We start from the raw sequence: 17,385 nt of genomic DNA on the forward strand, positions 1-17,385 counted from the left end.
CCGGGTGGGGGGACGGCACGTGGCCGCGGTGCGGTCCGGTAGGACCGCCGTGACTCAGTCCCGGCTGCCGACGATGGCCGACGGCGTGGTGAGCTCCCTGGGGGTCCGGGGCAGCACGGTCTCGAAGTAGGAGCGCGCCGCCGCCGTCGTGCCCACGTCATGGCCGGCCTGCTCGGACAGGAACCAGCGGTGCTCGAGGATCTCGTGGAAGACCTCGGCCGGGGCCAGCCGGCCGGCCAGGTCCGGGGGGATGGCCTCCACCACGGGCTGGTAGGCCTCGGCCAGCCAGCGGTAGCCGGCGATGGTGTCGGGGACCGTGGCCCCGGTCTTCTGCTCGAGGGAGGCGCGGTAGGCGCGCAGGTCGTTGAGCAGCCGGCGGGCCTGACGCTCCTGGACCTCCAGGCCGGTCAGCCGGAAGAGCTCCCGGCGGTTGTGCCCCGGCTCGGCGACCCGGGTCTCGACGCGCAACCGGGCGCCCTCAGGAGTGGTCACCAACTCGATCTCACCGACGTCGAAGCCCAGGTCGTTGAGCCGCTGCAGGCGCTCGGTCACCCGGTAGCGCTGCTCCTCCAGCGCGAAGACCTCCTCGCGGGTCACCTCGTCCCACAGGGCGTCGTACCGGACCGGCAGGCTGTCGGCGACCTCGATCGGGTCGACGTCCGCCGGCAGCAGCCCACCGAACTGCAGGTCGAGCAGCTCCGCGCCCACCCGTTCCCGAGCGAGGTCGACGTCGTAGTGCCGCTGCCCCGGGCTGAGCTGCTCGTGCCGCTCGGAGGTCTCGGCGTCGACCAAGTAGGCGGCGAACGCGCCGGCGTCGAGGCGGAAGAGCGTGTTCGACAGCGAGCAGTCCCCCCAGAAGACCCCCGCCAGGTGCAGCCGGACCAGGAGCACGACCATCGTGTCGAGCAGCTGCTCGGCGGAGTGGTCGCCGGTGGGCCGGGAGAAGAGGAACCGGTAGGACATCGAGTACTCGAGGTAGCGGGTGACGAGGATGGCGTCCTGACCGCCGGGACGGTCGACGCAGATGCCGAGGGCGGCGACCGCCGGCAGCCCCTCCTCCTCGAACTGGCCGAGCAGCGCGTACTCGTGCCGGGCCAGGTGCTCGGCGATCTCCTTGAGCGCGTACACGTGCCCGTTCTGCGTGGTGAACCGGACGACGTGCCGGGAGATGCCGCGTTGCGGGACCTCGAGCAGGATGTCGGGGTCCCACTCCTCGAGCGGCTGGTGCCAGGGCAGGGTCAGCAGACCGGCCGCCTCGGTGGCCGGTGGCCGGAAGAGGTACCGCACGGCGGGCTCCGGTGGTCGCAGCAGTCGACGCCCCCTGCTGGGCGGTGTCGGACCGCCACGATGCCATGTCTCGATGCCGTGCCGCTCCGGGCGCTCCGGCGACCGCCCCCGACCTCATGCGGCCGCGAGGAGCTGGGCCAGGCGGGCCGCTGCGGCCCGGCGCCCCGGCCGGTCCCCCGGCTGCAGGACGACGGCGAGCAGCCAGCGGGCCACCAGCTCGGCAGCGGCGGTGTCGGCCGGCAGCGCCACCGCCAGCCGCGCCACGAGCTCCGCCCAGTGCTCCGTCGTGGTCGCGAGCAGTCCGGTCAGCACGGCGGGCTCGTCGTGGGCCAGCTGGCGCAGCACCGGGTGGCCGGCGACCTCGTCGGCCAGCGCGGTCAGCGCCGCCGCCGGGGGCAGCTCGGTCGCGAGCGCGGTGAGCCGGTCCAGCTCGGCGGCCAGCAGGGCGCGAGCCAGCTCGTCCTTGGTCCGGAAGTGGTTGTACAGGGTGGCCTTGGCCACCCCGGCCGCCGTCGCGACCGACTGCATGGTGCTGCCGCGCAACCCCTGCCCGGCGAAGGCCAGGGCGGCGCCGGCGAGGAGCCCGGCACGGGTGCGGCCCATGGCGTTGCCACCGCGGGTGTGCGCGCCGCGCACGTGGACCGGCGCACGTGGCGCCCAGCCCGGTGACGCGGGACTCGGGGAGGACGGTCCGACCGTCGCCATGGCCCCTTGTCTGGCACCGCGGAGGCGACGAGTCAAGGACGCCGGCCGTCCGCCACCGGCCGTGTCGTGGGCCTCAGGCGGCCAGGGACACCGCCTCGCCCGGCCGCGCGGGGGGGCGGGTCGACGCGCCGACCAGCGCCAGCGCCGGCTCGGCAGCCGGCTGGTCGTCGGCTCCGGACGCAGCCGCCTCCGCCGCGGCCGGGGTGTCGGCGACGTCGGCCGCCGGCACGAGGGAGCGCACCCGGCCGTTCCCGTCGCGCAGCCCGACGCTGACCTCCGCCAGCAGGTCGGCGAGCTCGAGGTCCAGCGCGTCGCAGATCGAGGCGAGCAGCTCGGAGGACGCTTCCTTCTGTCCTCTCTCCACCTCGGAGAGGTAGCCCAGGCTCACCCGGGCGGCGCCGGAGACGTCGCGCAGCGTCCGACGCTGGCGCAGCCGGTGGCCGCGCAGGGTGGTCCCGAGCTGGGTGCGCAGCAGCGTCATGGCCGTCTCCTGTCCTGCCTGTGCGGGAACGGCGGCTCCGTGAGGTGCCGTGCGCTCACCGTACGCGGCGCCACTGACAGGCACCGCGCCGCCGCGGGCGCGTCCGCTCTGGGCGTAACGCCCTGCACCGTGGGCACCTTCCCCGGCCCGTCCCGCATCTCGCCGCGGCCCCGTCCCGAGGCTCGGCCCCCTGCAGGCAGAAGAAGGACCACCTCCCCGTGCCCTCCGTCGAAGGACCTCCTCCTCCCACCCCTCGCTCCGCTCGGGGTGGTGCCCGGGAGGAGGCCGACGCCCGGAGGGGGCCTGGCGCGAGCCTGCGAGTGGTGGGGAGCAGGGGATTCTCCTCCGAGGGGAGCGAGGAGGACAGTCCTTCTTCAGGCCCTTCAGGCCGCCGCGTCGGTGCGCGGTCCGCCCGACGGGCCGGCGGCCCGGCGTGCAGCCGCGGCACGCATCGCCCGCGCGCTGGTGCGGCGCAGCACGAGCGCCCGGTAGACGTAGTCCACGCCGGTCGCCACGGTCAGCACCAGGGCGGCGGCCATCACCCACCAGCGGCCGCTGGCCAGCGCCCCTTCGAGCGGGAGGATGTACAGGCCGATCGCCACCGCCTGGACGACGGTCTTGGCCTTGCCGCCCCGACTGGCGGCGATCACCCCGTGGCGGATCACCCAGAACCGGAGCAGGGTGACCCCCACCTCGCGGACCAGGATCGTCAGGGTCACCCACCAGGCCACCAGCGACAGCACCGACAGGCCGATGAGCGCGGTACCGGTCAGCGCCTTGTCCGCGATGGGGTCGGCGAGCTTGCCGAACTCGGTCACCTGACCGGTGCGCCGGGCGATCAGCCCGTCGTAGCGGTCGGTGAGGATCGCCAGGCCGAAGAACAGCGCGGCCCAGTAGCGCCGCGACTGGTCCGTGCCGCCGTCGCCCAGCAGCAGGACGGCGAACACCGGCACCACGGCCAGCCGCAGCACGGTCAGCGCGTTGGGCAGGTTGACCACCCGCACCGACTGCGGCGGGGTGGCGGCCGGGTCCGCCGGTCCGTTCATGCGGGCTCCTCGCCGTCCCCGGCGAGCCGGAGACACTCCCAGCTCGTCGCCCGCGCTCGCGACGCTGCTGCGCTCACCGGGCCACCGCGGGGACGAACGCGGCGGCGACCAGGTCCACGCCCTCGGTGCTGACCACCTCGGCGGCCACCAGTTGCCCGGGCACCGCTGCGTCGGGGACCGCGGTCACCGTCGTCGTCCCGTCGGCGTCGGGGTCCTGGTGCGCCGCGTGCCCCACCCAGGTGCCGGCACCCGCCTCGGCGGAGGCGTCCTCGGTGAGCAGGACCTCGACCCGCTCGCCGACGCGGTCCTCGGCGCGCTGGGCGATGAGCTCCTCGACGAGGTCGGTGATCCGGCGGACGCGGGCGTCGATCTCCGCCCCGTCCAGCTTGCCGGGCAGCCCCACGGCCTCGGTGCCCTCCTCGTCGGAGTAGCCGAAGACGCCGACCGCGTCGAGCCGGCCCTCGACGAGGAAGCGCTCCAGTTCGGCGACGTCGTCCTCGGTCTCCCCGGGGAAGCCGAGGATGACGTTGGTGCGCAAGCCGGCGGCCGGCGCCAGGGCGCGGGCGCGCTCGATGAGGGCGAGGAAGTCCTCGGTGCCCCCGAACCGGCGCATGCGGCGCAGCAGCGACGGTGAGGCGTGCTGGAACGACAGGTCGAAGTAGGGCGCGACCCCGGGCGTCGTGGCGATCACCTCCAGCAGGCCCGGTCGCAGCTCGGCCGGTTGCAGGTAGGCCACCCGCACGCGGACGACGCCCTCGACGGCGGCCAGCTGCGGCAGCAGCCGCTCCAGCGAGCGCAGGTCGCCTGCGTCCTTGCCGTAGGACGTCGAGTTCTCGCTGACCAGGACCAGCTCGGTGACCCCCTGCGAGGCCAGCCACCGCGCCTCGTCGAGCACCTCGGCCGGCGGGCGGGAGACGAACGAGCCGCGGAAGGCCGGGATCGCGCAGAAGGCGCACCGCCGGTCGCAGCCGGAGGCGAGCTTGAGCGCCGCGGACGGGCCGGAGGCCAGCCGTCGGCGCTGCACCCAGCCGTGCCCGGGGATGGCGGGGGCGTCCGGCGCGGTCACCGCGGCGGTGCGGGCCACCGGACTGATCGGGAGGAGCGTGCGCCGGTCGCGGGGGTCGTGCGGCGCCAGCGAGCGGCCGGTGAGGACGTCGTCGAGGCGGTCGCCGATGGCCGCGTAGTCGTCGAAACCGAGGACGGTGGCCTCGGGCAGCGCGCCGGCGAGCTCGGAGCCGTACCGCTCGGCCAGGCACCCGACGGCGACGACCCGGGCGCCGGAGTCGGCGGCGGCGAGGATCGCGTCGACCGAGTCCTTCTTGGCCGACTCGATGAAGCCGCAGGTGTTCACCAGGACGGCGTCCGCGGCGTCGGCGTCCTCGACGAACTCGTACCCGCCGGCGGCCAGGCGGCCGGCCAGCTCCTCGGAGTCCACCTCGTTGCGGGCACACCCGAGGGTCACCACCGCCACCCGGCGGGCGGGGTCGGGCCGAGCTGTCACCGGTCCATCGTAGGGGCGCGGGACAGCCTCCACCGAGGACGACGGGGGACGGCCGCGTCCCGGGCACCGCCCCGAGCCTGCGAGGGGTGGGGAGGACGGGGTCCTCCTACTCGCCGCCCCGGAGGGTGACCATCACCGGCTCCAGCTCGTCGGGCTTGACCAGCACGTCCCGTGCCTTGGACCCCTCGGACGGGCCGACGATGCCCCGGCTCTCCATCAGGTCCATGAGCCGGCCGGCCTTGGCGAACCCGACGCGCAGCTTGCGCTGCAGCATCGACGTCGAGCCGAACTGGCTGGTGACCACGAGCTCCACGGCCTGGACCAGCAGCTCCAGGTCCCCGCCGATGTCCTCGTCGATCTCCTTCTTCTCACCCTCGGCGGCGCTGAAGACCTCCTCGCGGTACTCCGGCTCGGCCTGCCGCTTGGTGAACTCGACGACCGCCTCGATCTCGGCGTCGGAGACGTAGGCGCCCTGCACGCGCATCGGCTTGCCCGCGCCGATCGGCAGGAACAGGGCGTCCCCCATGCCGATGAGCTTCTCCGCGCCGGGCTGGTCGAGGATGACCCGGCTGTCGGTGAGGCTCGAGGTGGAGAAGGCCAGCCGCGAGGGCACGTTGGCCTTGATCAGGCCGGTGACGACGTCGACCGAGGGGCGTTGGGTGGCCAGCACCAGGTGGATGCCGGCAGCACGCGCCTTCTGGGTGATCCGGACGATCGACTCCTCGACGTCGCGCGGGGCGACCATCATGAGGTCGGCCAGCTCGTCGACGATGGCGAGGATGTAGGGGTAGGGCCGGTACACCCGCTCGCTGCCCGGGGGCGCCACGATCTCGCCGCGCTCGACCTTGCGGTTGAAGTCGTCGATGTGCCGGACGCCGGTGGCCCGCATGTCCTGGTAACGCTGCTCCATCTCCTCGACCAGCCAGGCCAGCGCGGTGGCCGCCTTCTTCGGGTCGGTGATGATCGGCGTGATCAGGTGCGGGATGCCGTCGTACGGGGTCAGCTCGACCATCTTCGGGTCGATCAGGATCATCCGCAGCTGGTCGGGGGTGGCCCGCAGCAGCAGCGAGGTCAGCAGCGAGTTGACGCAGCTGGACTTGCCGGCACCGGTGGCGCCGGCGACCAGCAGGTGCGGCATCTTCGCCAGGTTGGCGCAGACGAACCCGCCCTCGATGTCCTTGCCCAGACCGACCAGCATCGGGTGCGGGTCCTGCTTGGCCGCCTGCGAGCGCAGCACGTCGCCGAGGCTGACCATCTCGCGGTCGGTGTTGGGCACCTCGACACCGACCGCCGACTTGCCGGGGATCGGGGCGAGGATGCGGATGTTGTCGTTGGCGACGGCGTAGGCCATGTTCTTGGTGAGGGCGGTGATCTTCTCCACCTTGACCGCCGGCCCGAGTTCGATCTCGTAGCGGGTGACCGTGGGGCCGCGGGTGAAGCTGGTGACGACCGCGTCGACGTTGAACTGCTCGAGCACGCCGGTGATCGCCTCGATCGCCGCGTCGTTGGCCTTCGAGCCCTTCTTGGGCGGATCGCCGGGGCGCAGCACGCTGACCGAGGGCAGCGTGTACTGGCCCTCCACCGGCTCGATGCGCAGCTGCTCGGGCTCCTCGATCGGCGGGAGCTCCTCCGGCGGCGCGGTCCGGTCGACGACCGCCGGCCGGCGCGCGGGCGGGGGGGAGGCCACCGGCACGGCCTCGGGCGCGGACTCGTGGCGCACCGCCTCCGGCGCGTCGTCCATCGCGGCGTGGTCGATCGCCGGCACGGTCTCCACCGGGCCGGTGTCCCGCAGGTCCTCCGACAGCGACCGGCGGGGGGAGCGACGGGGCGCCGGCGGCTCGACCGGCTCCTCGTCGTCCTCCCAGTCGTCGTAGCCGTCCTCGTCGGAGGGCTCCCGGCGCAGCAGCCGGTCGCCGAGGTCGCGCAGCCGCTCGGGGATCTGGTGCACCGGCGTGGCGGTGAGGACGAGCAGGCCGAAGAACGCCGGCAGGACCAGCAGGACGACGGCGACGACGCTGCCCACCCCGGCGACCAGCGGCGTGGCCACGGCCCACCCGACCAGGCCACCGGAGCCGGGCCGTCCCGCGGCAGGCGCGGCGCTCTCGCCGACGACCTGCGCGATGCCGAGCACCGACGCGACCGCGCACGACCAGCCGATCGCCAGCCGGCCGCGGGCCTCGGGCCGGGGCCCGCGGCGCAGCAGCCGCAGGGCCGCGCAGAAGAGCAGGACCGGCAGCACCACGACCAGCGCGCCGACCACCCAGCGGACGCCGCCGGCGAGCGCGGCGCCGACCGGACCGATGCCGTTGGTCCAGGCGGCCGCACCGAGGACGACGGCCAGGCCCAGCACCGCCAGCCCCACCCCGTCGCGGCGGTGCTCGGGGGCGAGCGGCTCGGCCTCCTCCGGGCGGGCCACCGAGCGGGCCAGCCCGCCGGCGCCCCGGGCCAGCAGCGACCAGCCGCCGCTGAGCACGCTCCACAGGCCGGGGCCGGACGACCTCGGCGCGGGCTTGCGGGCGGCGGGCTTGCGGCCGCCGGCGGCGGGCCGCTTCGCGGGCGGGCGCTTCCGGGACGCGGTCGACCCGGAGCCGGAGCGGCCGCGCGCCGGCGAGCGACCCGACGAGCGGGTCGTCGTCGTGCGAGCAGGCATGCACCAGACGGTAATGGCCGCAGGTGCGCCGAAACGGCAAGCCACGCCCCGTGTCCGCGACCTGCGGTCGGGGGTGTGCCGACGCGCGGTGCGGTTCAGCACGGGAGCTGGCCCACCCCGGTGTGGCGCGGAGGCGCTGCACGGTAGGTGGGGCGTGGTCGACCTCGACGACGTCGTCGCCTGCGCCCGGTACCTCGCCGACGTCTACGCCGAACGCTCGCCGATCTCGCCCCAGCCGACCCCGTCGGACGATCATGGAGTCCGAGATACGACTGAAGGGCCCCTGCAGCGGGGCCGTCAGACCTCGAGGACGGTGGGGATGATCATCGGGCGGCGGCGGTAGGTGTCCGACACCCACTTGCCGATCGTCCGGCGGATCACCTGGGAGAGCCGGTGCGGGTCGGTCTCGCCGTCGGCCAGGGTGCGCCGCAGGCTCTCCTCGACCAGCTGCAGCGCCGGGTCGAACACCGACGGGTCGTCGGAGAACCCGCGGGCGGACAGGTGCACCGGCCGGACGATGGTGCCGGTCGAGGGCTCGATGACGACGGTGAGCGCGACGAACCCCTCGTCGCCGAGTATCCGCCGCTCCTGCAGCGACTCCTCCCCCACGTCGCCGACGTTGAGCCCGTCGACGTAGACGTCGCCCACCGGCACCGAGCCGGTGATCGTCGCCTTGCCGTCGACGAGGTCGACGACGACGCCGTTCTCGGCGAGCAGCACGCGGTCGGCCGGCATGCCGGTCTGCTCGGCCAGCGCGGCGTGCGCGCGCAGGTGCCGCCACTCGCCGTGCACCGGCATCAGGTGGCGCGGTTTGGCCACGTTGAGCAGGGTGCGCAGCTCGCCCGCCGGGGCGTGGCCGGAGACGTGCACCATCGCCGTCTCCTTATGGACCACGGTGGCGCCGAGGCGGGCCAGCTGGTTGATCACCCGGTAGACGGCGGTCTCGTTGCCCGGCACCAGCGAGGAGGCCAGCACGATGGTGTCGCCGGCCTCGATGGTCACCTGGTGGTGCTCGCCGCGGGCCATGCGGCCCAGAGCGGACAGCGGCTCCCCCTGCGAGCCGGTGCTGATGAGCACCACCTGCTCGGGCGGCATCGCCGTCGCCTCGTCCAGGCCCACCATGAGGCCCGGCGCCACCCGCAGCAGGCCGAGGTCGCGGGCCACCCCCATGTTGCGGACCATCGAGCGGCCGACGAAGGCGACCTTGCGCCCGTGCATCTCCGCGGCGTCGAGCACCTGCTGGATGCGGTGCACGTGGCTGGCGAAGCTGGAGACGATCAGCCGCTGGGTGGCGCGGCGGAAGACGTCCTCGAGCACCGGGCCGATGGCCCGCTCCGAGACGACGAACCCGGGCACCTCGGCGTTGGTGGAGTCGGCCAGCAGCAGGTCGATGCCCTCCAGCCCCAGCCGGGCGAACGCGCCCAGGTCGGTGAGGACGCCGTCGAGCGGCAGCTGGTCCATCTTGAAGTCGCCGGTGTGCACCAGGACCCCGGCCGGGGTGTGGACGGCGACGGCGAGCGCGTCGGGGATCGAGTGGTTGACCGCGATGAACTCGCAGTGGAACGGGCCGGCGACGTGGTCGTCCCCGGCGGCCACCTCGACCGTGACCGGGTCGAGCCGGTGCTCGCGCAGCTTGGCCTTGACCAGGGCGAGGGTGAACCGCGAGCCGACCAGCGGGATGTCGCCGCGCATGCGCAGCAGGTACGGGATGGCGCCGATGTGGTCCTCGTGCCCGTGGGTGAGGACGACCGCGGCGATGTCGTCGAGCCGGTGCTCGACGACCCCGAAGTCCGGCAGGATCAGGTCGACGCCGGGTTGCTCGGCCTCCGGGAACAGCACGCCGCAGTCGATGACCAACAGCGCGCCGTCGAACTCGAGGACGGCCGTGTTGCGGCCGATCTCGCCGAGCCCGCCCAGCGCCATGACCCGCAGGCCGCCGGCCGGCAGCGGAGGGGGAGCCTGCAGGTCCAGGTGCGGCTGGGCGGTCGGTGCGGTCACAGGTGGATGCCTCCTGCGGCGAGGTCGGTGCGCAGGCGCTCGACCTGCTCGGGGGTGGCGTCGACCAGAGGCGGGCGCACCGGGCCGGCGGGCAGGCCGAGTTCCTTCAGCGCGGCCTTGACCAGGATGACGCCCTGGGTGCGGAAGATGCCGGTGTAGACCGGCAGCAGGCTCTCGTTGACCGCCCGGGCCTTGACCAGGTCGCCGGACTCGACGGCGGCGATCAGCTCGGCCAGCCGCGGCCCGACCAGGTGGCCGACGACGCTGACCACGCCGACCGCGCCGAGGGCCAGCAGCGGCAGGTTGAGCATGTCCTCGCCGCTGTAGTACGCCAGGTCGGTGCGGGCGAGGGTCCAGGCGATCGAGCCGAGGTCGCCCTTGGCGTCCTTGACCGCCACGATCCGCGGGTGCTCGGCGGCCCGCACCAGCGTCTCCACCTCGATGGGGACGACGGTGCGCGGCGGGATGTCGTAGAGCATCACCGGCAGGTCGGTCGAGTCGGCGACCGCGGTGAAGTGGCGCAGCAGGCCGGCCTGGGGCGGCTTGTTGTAGTAGGGGGTGACGACCATGAGGCCGTGGGCCCCGAGCCGCTCGGCGTCGCGGGCCTTGTCGATGGAGTGGGCGGTGTCGTTGGTGCCGACACCCGCGACGACGGTCGCCCGGTCCCCCACGGCGTCGAGCACTGCCTCCAGGACGGCCCGCTGCTCGGCGTCGCCGGTCGTCGGCGACTCCCCCGTCGTCCCGAGCACGACCAGACCGTCGTGGGCCTGTCGGTCCACCAGGTGCGCGGCCAGCTCCTGCGCCCCGGCGAGGTCGATCGAGCCGTCCTCGGCGAACGGGGTCACCATCGCCGTGAGCACACGGCCGAAGGGCCGGGCGGGGTCGGAGGTCATGGGGTGAATCTACCGAGCCTGCCGCGCCCGGCCGGTCGCCGGCGCAGCGGCTGCGGCGGGCGCCGTCGTCCCCCGCCGGTACTCCGACACCGCGTACCGCAGCCCGGTGACCGACGTCGCCCAGCCGGCGGCCGGCTCGCGGGACACCCGCTGCCACTCCGGGCCCAGCGCCGGCGCGCAGGTGTCGCCGTCGACCCGGGTGTCGACGCGGGTGACCACGATCCGGTCGGCGTGCGGCAGGAACGCGGCGTAGACCCGGCCGCCGCCGACCACCCACAGGTCACCGCGGTGCTCCAGCGCCCCCTCGACCGAGCCGGCTCGGGAGGCGCCGTCGGCCGACCAGGACGGGTCGGTCGTGAGGACGACGTTGCGGCGCCCGGGCAGCGGGCGGAACCGCTCGGGCAGCGACTCCCAGGTGCGCCGGCCCATGACGACGGTCGAACCCGTGGTGAGGGTACGGAACAGCGCGAGGTCCTCGGGCAGGTGCCAGGGCAGGCGGCCGTCGGCGCCGATGACCCCGCCCTCGGCCTGCGCCCAGATCAGGGCGACGCTCCTGGGTGACCTCGTCGGCTCGGTCACCGCTCACACCGCCACCGCGGCGCGGATGGCCGGGTGGTGGCGGTAGTCGCGCAGCGTGAGGTGCTCGTAGGCGTAGTCGAACAGCGAGGGCGCCGGCGCCAGCTCGAGGGTCGGGAACGGCAGCACCTCGCGGGAGAGCTGCTCGGTGACCTGGTCGACGTGGTTGCGGTAGACGTGACAGTCCCCGCCCACCCAGATGAACTCACCGGGGGCCAGCCCGACCTGGGCGGCGACCATGCGGGTGAGCAGCGCGTAGCTGGCGATGTTGAACGGCACGCCGAGGAACATGTCCGCGCTGCGCTGGTAGAGCTGGCAGGACAGCCGCCCGTCGGCGACGTGGAACTGGAACAGCGCGTGGCACGGGGCCAGCGCCATCTCCGGCAGGGCGGCCACGTTCCACGCCGAGACGACCATGCGCCGGGAGTCGGGGTCGGTGCGCAGGGTCTCCAGGACGGCGGAGATCTGGTCGACGTGCCCGCCGTCCGGCGTCGGCCACGACCGCCACTGGACGCCGTAGACCGGGCCCAGCTCGCCCTCGGGTGAGGCCCACTCGTCCCAGATGCTCACCGCGTTGTCCTGCAGCCAGCGCACGTTGCCGTCGCCGCGGAGGAACCACAGCAGCTCGTAGGCGACCGACCGGAAGTGCACCGACTTCGTGGTGACGAGCGGGAAGCGCTCGGCGAGGTCGTAGCGGAGCCGCTCGCCGAAGAGGCTGACCGTGCCGGTCCCCGTCCGGTCGGTCTTGGGGCTGCCCTGCTCGAGCACCCGGCGCAGCAGGTCCTCGTACTGGGTGTCGATCGGGCCGTCGGTCGTGCTCGCCACGCGCCCGAGGGTACGGCCGGGCACCGACGACCCCGGCCGCGACACCGGTCAGACTCGGACCCGTGGACCCGTGGAGCGCGCTGGCCGCGGTCGTCGGCGGGCTGCTCCTGCTGTGGGGCGTCCTCCTGCTGCTGCTGTGGCGGGCCCGGCCGGCGGAGCTCACCGTGCGTGAGGCGCTGCGCCTGCTGCCCGACCTCGTGCGCCTGGTCCGCCGGCTCGCTGCCGACCGCGCCCTGCCCCGCGGGGTGCGGCTGCGGCTGTGGCTGCTGCTGGCCTACCTGCTCTCCCCGGTGGACCTCGTGCCCGACGTCGTCCCGGTGCTCGGCTACGCCGACGACGTCGTGGTCGTCGCGCTGGCGCTGCGCTCGGTGGTCCGCTCGGCCGGCGCGCCGGCCCTGCAGCGCGCCTGGCCCGGCGGCGCCGCCGGGCTGACCGTCGTCCGGCGGCTGGCCGGCCTGGACGAGCACTGACGTCTTGCTGTGGCGCCATGGTGGTGTCACCATGGCGCCATGGCGTCCCTGGACCTCACCCCGCACGTCGCGGCGCTGCGCGAGGCGCTGGGCGCGGTCGCCGCGGCCGGTGGCGAGCAGACCCGCGAGACGGTGGGGCTGCTGGCCACGGGCATGGAACCGGCGGTCCGGCTGGTGCTGCTCGACGCGTGGGCGGCCATGGCGGCGGAGGTGACCGCGGCGTGGGACGGCGGACAGGTCGACGTCCGCCTCCGCGGGGGCGGGGCGGAGGTCGTCGTCGTCCCCGACCCGGAGCACCCACCGACGGGCCCGGGGCACCCACCGGCGGGCGGAGCCCCTCCCGCCGGGGAGCAGGACGCCGAGGGCGCCGTCGCCCGGATCAGCCTGCGCCTGCCCGAGCCGCTCAAGGTCCGCGCCGAGCAGGCCGCCGCCTCCTCCGGCGCGTCGCTGAACACCTGGCTGGTCCGCGCCGTCGCCGCGGCCCTGCACGCGCCCCACCCGGCGCCACCCCTGCGTGGGCCGCGCCGCCTCTCCGGCTTCGCCCGCAGCTGACCCACACCTCTGGAGGTCCGCATGTCCGTCCGGACGTTCACCCGCGCGGTCGCCACCCCGCCGGTCGTCGAGGTCCGCAACCCGGCCGGGTCGGTCACCGTCGCCGCGGTCGAGGGCTCCACCGGGCTGTCGGTGCGGGTCGAGGCCCTCGACGAGGCCGCCGAGGAACTCCTCGACCGGGTGGTGGTCGAGGCCAGCGAGGAGCAGCCGGTGCGACTGCGGGTCGTCGTCCCCGAGCACCGGCTGTTCCGCACGCCGTCCTTCGCCGTGCGCGTGGACACCCCGGCCGGTGCCGCGGTGCTCGCGACGGTGGCCTCGGCGCGGTGCGAGCTGCGCGGCGCGCTGGGTCGGGTGGTGCTCACCTCGGCCAGCGGCGACTGCTCCGTCGAGTCCTGCGCCGAGGCACAGGTGCGCAGCGCCAGCGGCGACGTCGCCCTGGGCGCGGTCGCGGGGCCGGCGACGGTGCACGCGGCGTCCGGTGACGTCCGGCTCGGGTCGGCGGCCGGTGCGGTCGAGGTCCGGACCGCCTCCGGCGACGTCGAGGTCGGCGCGGCCGGCGGTGACCTGTCGCTGCGCACCACCTCGGGCGACGTCGAGGTCGGCAGCCTGGCCGCCGGCAGCACGCGGGTGACGTCGGTGTCCGGGGACGTGACGCTCGGCGTCCGGCCCGGCCTGCGGGTGTGGCTCGACCTCGCCAGCGTGTCCGGGCGCCTGGAGTCCGAACTCGCCGACGAGGCAGCCGGCAAGGGCGCGGCGGAGCTCACCGTGGCGGCGCGGTCGGTTTCCGGCGACGTGCGGATCCGCCGTACCGCACCGGTCGGCTGACCCTCAGCACAGCACGACGGCTCAGCACAGCACGACGGCTCAGCGCAGCGACGGCTCAGCGCAGCGACGGCTCAGCGCAGCGCGACGGCGAGGTCGGGGGCCAGGTCGCCCCGGTCGCGGACGGCGACCGAGTCCAGCTCCAGCCAGCCGCTCATCTCGGTCAGCTCGGTGGCGAGGGCGGCGGCCACCTCGGCGCGGTCCACGCCGGGCTCGGCGAAGGCCGACTGCACCCGCAGGACGCCGGTCTGCCGGTCGGCCTTGAGGTCGACGCGAGCGACGAGCCGGTCGCCGAGCAGGAACGGGAGCACGTAGTAGCCGTGCACCCGCCTGACCGCCGGCGTGTAGATCTCCAGCCGGAAGCGGAAGCCGAAGACGCGCTCGACGCGCGGCCGTTCCCACACCAGCGAGTCGAAGGGGCTCAGCAGCGCGCGGGCCCGGATCCAGCGGGGACGTCGGGCTGCGGGGTGCAGCCAGGCCGGCGCACCCCACCCGGCCACCTCCACCGGCAACAGCTCGCCGACGTCGGCAAGCTGGGTGATCGCGGCGCGGGCCGGAGCCGGTCTGAGCCGGAAGTAGTCGCGCAGGTCGCGCTCGGTGGCCACCCCGAGCGCGCGGGCGGCGGTGCGGACGAGCTCGCGGACGGCGTCGGCCGGTTCGGGCGTGGGAGCCCGCAGGACCGCGGCGGGGAGCACCCGCTCGGTCAGGTCGTAGACGCGTTCGAACGCGGAGGTGCGGCCGCGGGTGGTGAGCACCCCGGTGTAGAAGAGCCACTCGAGCGCCACCTTGCCGGCGTGCCAGTTCCACATGCTGCCGGGCCGGTCGGGGCGCGGCTCGGCGAGGTCGCTGGCCTTCAGCGGCCCCGCCTCCCGCACCCGGTCGAGGACCTCGGCCACGTAGCCCGGCCGCTCCCGCTGGATGCGCACCATGGAACCCCAGGCGTGCTGCTCGGCGGCCGCCATCCGCCACCGCAGGTACGGGTGCAGCCGCACGGGGAGGAACGACGCCTCGTGCGCCCAGTACTCGAACAGCCGCCGGCGGCCGGCCAGCTCGTCGAAGGCCTCGCGGCGGTAGGGCCCCAGCCGGCTGAACGCGGGCAGGTAGTGCGACCGGGACAGCACGTTGACCGAGTCGATCTGCACCACCGCCAGGCGGTCCGTGAGCCGCCGCAGGTGCCGGCCGTCGACGACCCCGGTCGGGCGCGGGTCCGCGAAACCCTGCGCGGCGAGGGCGATGCGGCGGGCCAGCGGGGCGGAGATCCGGTCGACGGCGGGGAGACCCACGGACGCCGATCCTGCCTGCCGGGTCCGACAGCGCCGGACGGCACCCTCCGCCCGCCTACGCTGCCGTCCGTGGAGCCGACCTCGCCGTTCCCGCGCCTGACCGGCACGGCCGAGGTGTCGGTCCGCCCGGCCCGACCGCAGGACGCCGCCGCGATCGCGCGCGTCCAGCTGGTCACCTGGCGGACGGCCTACCGCACGGTGCTGCCCCGCGAGGTCCTCGACGGGTGGGACGAGCACGCGGCCACGGACACCTGGCGGGCCGCCGCGGCGGCGCCGCCGACGCCGGCGCACGGGGTGCTGGTGGCCCTCGAGCGGGACACCGTCGTCGGCTTCGCCGCCTACGGCCCGCCAGACCCCGCGGACGACGACTCCCGTCCCACGACGGAGGTCGCCACGCTGCTGGTGGAGCCGCGGTGGGGACGCCGCGGGCACGGCAGCCGGCTGCTGGCCGCGGTCGCCGACCTGGCCCTCGCGGGGGGTAGTGCCCGTCTGCAGACGTGGTTGCCGGAACAGGACGCCGTGTCCGGGGGCTTCTTCGAGTCGGCCGGTTGGGGCCAGGACGGCTGGGTGCGCACGCTCGACACCGGCGGTACGCCGCTGCGCGAGGTCCGCTGGCATGCGCTGCTGGAGGAGACGGACGGGAGTCGATGAGCTTCGAGGGGTTCCCCGACGAGGGGCTGGTGTTCTACGAGGGCCTGGAGGCGGACAACAGCAAGACCTACTGGACGCGCCACCGGGCCGCCTTCGAATCGACCGTGCGCGCGCCGATGCAAGCGCTGCTCGAGGAGCTGGCTCTGGAGTTCGGGACGGCGAAGGTGTTCCGGCCGTACCGGGACGTCCGGTTCAGCCACGACAAGACCCTCTACAAGACGCACCACGGCGCGGTCGTGAACCCGGACGGGCGGGGTGCGGGCGCCTGGTACGTGCAGCTCTCGGCCGACGGGCTGATGGTCGCCGGGGGCTGTTGGCGCCTGGCGTCCGACCAGGTGGACCGCTACCGCCGTGCGGTTGCCGACGCGGTGCAGGGCGCCCGCTTGCGGCGCGAGGTGGACCGGCTCGCCGCGGCGGGTTGGGTCCTCGGCGGAGAGCGGCTCACCCGCCTGCCCAGCGGGTACGACGTCGTGGAGGACCGCGCCGACCTGCTGCGGCACAAGTCGCTGAGCGCGACCCGGGAATGGGAACCGGCCGACTGGCTGCACGACCGCCGCGCGCTCGACGAGGTGCGGCGCGCCTGGCGGGACCTGACGGCGCTCAACGCCTGGCTCGCCGACAACGTCGGCGCGACGACGACGGAGCCCCGTCCCCGTCGCTGAGCCCGTGCCTGCGGTTGCTGTTGTTCTGCCGGTGGTGGTTGCCGGGGTGTTCGCTGTCGTGGCCTGGGTGGGTCTGCGTCGGGTGGTCCGGTAGTCCTGCTGGTCTGGTAGTCCTGCTGGTCTGGTAGTCCTGCTGGTCCGGTAGTCCTGCTGGTCCGGTCGTCCTGCTGGTCTCGTAGTCCTGCTGGTCCGGTCGTCTGGTGGGTGCGGTCGGGCGCTCGCCGGTGGGGTGGTTCCCGGTGGGGTGGGTCTCGGTGGGTGGTTTTCCGGCTGGGGGTGGGCGAAGGGCCCGCACCGTGGTGGTGCGGGCCCTTCGCCCAGGGGGTGTCCGGCGGTGTCCTACTCTCCCACCCCGTTGCCGGGGCAGTACCATCGGCGCTGAGAGGCTTAGCTTCCGGGTTCGGAATGGGTCCGGGCGTTTCCCTCTCGCCATGGCCGCCGTGACAGCGGTGAACGGCGCCCATCCCGCGGCTGCTAAACCGGGGTGGGTGGGTCGTTCAGAACCGCACAGTGGACGCCGGGCACCCCGCACGCGCTGGGCGGGTGCTCGTGGAGTGTGTGTTGCTGGGGGTGTGGTGAAGTCCTCGGCCTGTTAGTACCGGTCGGCTGGCACACCTTGCGGTGTTTACACCTCCGGCCTATCAACCCGCTGGTCTGGGCGGGGGCCTTACCCCATCGGTGTGGGTGAGAGACCTCATCTAGAAGCAGGCTTCCCGCTTAGATGCTTTCAGCGGTTATCCTTGCCGAACGTGGCCAACCAGCCGTGCACCTGGCGGTACAACTGGCACACCAGAGGTTCGTCCGTTCCGGTCCTCTCGTACTAGGAACAGCCCTTCGCAGGTCTCTGACGCGCGCGGCGGATAGGGACCGAACTGTCTCACGACGTTCTAAACCCAGCTCGCGTACCGCTTTAATGGGCGAACAGCCCAACCCTTGGGACCTACTCCAGCCCCAGGATGCGACGAGCCGACATCGAGGTGCCA

The 17,385-nt window shown here is 74.4% G+C and carries 16 protein-coding genes and 2 rRNA genes; 5 read left to right on the forward strand and 13 right to left on the reverse strand.

Annotation, left to right across the window (positions count from 1 at the left end; translation table 11 throughout):
- Positions 1-54 precede the first annotated feature (54 nt).
- The 10 genes from DQ238_RS08805 to DQ238_RS08855 all read right to left on the reverse strand — a co-directional run bounded on the left by DQ238_RS08805 (position 55) and on the right by DQ238_RS08855 (position 11,962).
- Positions 55-1,287 (reverse strand): DUF4032 domain-containing protein, encoded by a 1,233-nt coding sequence (locus DQ238_RS08805; RefSeq protein WP_113780905.1) that lies wholly within the window; start codon positions 1,285-1,287, stop codon positions 55-57.
- A 114-nt stretch (positions 1,288-1,401) separates the two neighbouring features.
- A complete protein-coding gene (locus DQ238_RS08810; RefSeq protein ID WP_113780944.1) occupies positions 1,402-1,890 on the reverse strand; it encodes a TetR/AcrR family transcriptional regulator in 489 nt (162 codons plus the stop codon).
- 175 nt (positions 1,891-2,065) lie between these two features.
- A complete protein-coding gene (locus DQ238_RS08815; RefSeq protein ID WP_113780906.1) occupies positions 2,066-2,473 on the reverse strand; it encodes a helix-turn-helix domain-containing protein in 408 nt (135 codons plus the stop codon).
- Positions 2,474-2,856: 383 nt separating this feature from the next.
- Entirely contained in the window at positions 2,857-3,519 is a 663-nt protein-coding gene (gene pgsA, locus DQ238_RS08820) for a CDP-diacylglycerol--glycerol-3-phosphate 3-phosphatidyltransferase (RefSeq protein WP_113780907.1), read from the reverse strand.
- Between the two features lie 73 nt (positions 3,520-3,592).
- Entirely contained in the window at positions 3,593-5,020 is a 1,428-nt protein-coding gene (gene rimO, locus DQ238_RS08825) for a 30S ribosomal protein S12 methylthiotransferase RimO (RefSeq protein ID WP_113780908.1), read from the reverse strand.
- 106 nt (positions 5,021-5,126) lie between these two features.
- Positions 5,127-7,670 (reverse strand): DNA translocase FtsK, encoded by a 2,544-nt coding sequence (locus DQ238_RS08830; protein WP_113780909.1) that lies wholly within the window; start codon positions 7,668-7,670, stop codon positions 5,127-5,129.
- Positions 7,671-7,967: 297 nt separating this feature from the next.
- Entirely contained in the window at positions 7,968-9,668 is a 1,701-nt protein-coding gene (locus tag DQ238_RS08840; RefSeq protein WP_113780911.1) for a ribonuclease J, read from the reverse strand.
- Positions 9,665-10,561 (reverse strand): 4-hydroxy-tetrahydrodipicolinate synthase, encoded by an 897-nt coding sequence (gene dapA / locus DQ238_RS08845; protein WP_113780912.1) that lies wholly within the window; start codon positions 10,559-10,561, stop codon positions 9,665-9,667. The genes DQ238_RS08840 and dapA overlap by 4 nt, the downstream gene beginning before the upstream one ends.
- Positions 10,562-10,570: 9 nt before the next feature.
- Complete coding sequence (locus DQ238_RS08850) at positions 10,571-11,140, reverse strand: dihydrofolate reductase (protein ID WP_113780913.1); 570 nt, start codon at positions 11,138-11,140, stop codon at positions 10,571-10,573.
- Between the two features lie 3 nt (positions 11,141-11,143).
- The gene (locus tag DQ238_RS08855) at positions 11,144-11,962 is read right to left on the reverse strand and encodes a thymidylate synthase (RefSeq protein ID WP_199506215.1); all 819 of its coding nucleotides are present in this window, start codon (positions 11,960-11,962) and stop codon (positions 11,144-11,146) included.
- 62 nt (positions 11,963-12,024) lie between these two features.
- Between DQ238_RS08855 and DQ238_RS08860 the strand changes: the two genes are divergently transcribed.
- The 3 genes from DQ238_RS08860 to DQ238_RS08870 are packed head-to-tail and all read left to right on the forward strand — an operon-like array spanning position 12,025 to position 13,809.
- Positions 12,025-12,432 carry a DUF1232 domain-containing protein gene (locus tag DQ238_RS08860; protein ID WP_113780914.1) on the forward strand — a complete coding sequence of 136 codons (408 nt, stop codon included), beginning with the start codon at positions 12,025-12,027 and terminating at the stop codon, positions 12,430-12,432.
- 39 nt (positions 12,433-12,471) lie between these two features.
- A complete protein-coding gene (locus tag DQ238_RS08865; RefSeq protein WP_113780915.1) occupies positions 12,472-12,984 on the forward strand; it encodes a hypothetical protein in 513 nt (170 codons plus the stop codon).
- Between the two features lie 21 nt (positions 12,985-13,005).
- Positions 13,006-13,809 (forward strand): DUF4097 family beta strand repeat-containing protein, encoded by an 804-nt coding sequence (locus DQ238_RS08870; RefSeq protein WP_113780916.1) that lies wholly within the window; start codon positions 13,006-13,008, stop codon positions 13,807-13,809.
- Between the two features lie 71 nt (positions 13,810-13,880).
- Here the strand turns inward: DQ238_RS08870 and DQ238_RS08875 are convergent, their stop codons facing one another.
- On the reverse strand, positions 13,881-15,089 hold the full coding sequence (locus DQ238_RS08875; RefSeq protein ID WP_113780917.1) for a winged helix-turn-helix domain-containing protein: 1,209 nt from the start codon (positions 15,087-15,089) through the stop codon (positions 13,881-13,883).
- A 69-nt stretch (positions 15,090-15,158) separates the two neighbouring features.
- Here DQ238_RS08875 and DQ238_RS08880 point away from each other — a divergent pair, with 69 nt between their 5' ends.
- Positions 15,159-15,740, forward strand: coding sequence for a GNAT family N-acetyltransferase (locus DQ238_RS08880; protein ID WP_113780946.1), 582 nt, complete (start codon positions 15,159-15,161; stop codon positions 15,738-15,740).
- Complete coding sequence (locus DQ238_RS08885; RefSeq protein ID WP_113780918.1) at positions 15,737-16,402, forward strand: DUF2461 domain-containing protein; 666 nt, start codon at positions 15,737-15,739, stop codon at positions 16,400-16,402. Before DQ238_RS08880 ends, DQ238_RS08885 begins: the two co-directional genes overlap by 4 nt.
- A 326-nt stretch (positions 16,403-16,728) precedes the next feature.
- Here DQ238_RS08885 and rrf read toward each other — a convergent pair.
- Both rrf and DQ238_RS08895 read right to left on the reverse strand, forming a co-directional pair.
- Positions 16,729-16,845, reverse strand: a 5S ribosomal RNA gene (rrf, locus tag DQ238_RS08890).
- 129 nt (positions 16,846-16,974) lie between these two features.
- Positions 16,975-17,385, reverse strand: a 23S ribosomal RNA gene (locus DQ238_RS08895); the annotation flags it as partial.

It is taken from the genome of Geodermatophilus sp. TF02-6 (assembly GCF_003319115.1).
In the GTDB taxonomy this organism is placed as follows: Bacteria; Actinomycetota; Actinomycetes; order Mycobacteriales; family Geodermatophilaceae; genus Geodermatophilus.

What these genes read in the sequence shown, in the direction of transcription:
- DQ238_RS08810 (WP_113780944.1), bottom strand. Translation starts at nt 1,890, where the DNA reads ATGGGCCGCACCCGTGCCGGGCTCCTCGCCGGCGCCGCCCTGGCCTTC.
- DQ238_RS08815 (WP_113780906.1), bottom strand. Translation starts at nt 2,473, where the DNA reads ATGACGCTGCTGCGCACCCAGCTCGGGACCACCCTGCGCGGCCACCGG.
- pgsA (WP_113780907.1), bottom strand. Translation starts at nt 3,519, where the DNA reads ATGAACGGACCGGCGGACCCGGCCGCCACCCCGCCGCAGTCGGTGCGG.
- DQ238_RS08830 (WP_113780909.1), bottom strand. Translation starts at nt 7,670, where the DNA reads ATGCCTGCTCGCACGACGACGACCCGCTCGTCGGGTCGCTCGCCGGCG.
- dapA (WP_113780912.1), bottom strand. Translation starts at nt 10,561, where the DNA reads ATGACCTCCGACCCCGCCCGGCCCTTCGGCCGTGTGCTCACGGCGATG.
- DQ238_RS08865 (WP_113780915.1), top strand. Translation starts at nt 12,472, where the DNA reads ATGGCGTCCCTGGACCTCACCCCGCACGTCGCGGCGCTGCGCGAGGCG.
- DQ238_RS08870 (WP_113780916.1), top strand. Translation starts at nt 13,006, where the DNA reads ATGTCCGTCCGGACGTTCACCCGCGCGGTCGCCACCCCGCCGGTCGTC.
- DQ238_RS08885 (WP_113780918.1), top strand. Translation starts at nt 15,737, where the DNA reads ATGAGCTTCGAGGGGTTCCCCGACGAGGGGCTGGTGTTCTACGAGGGC.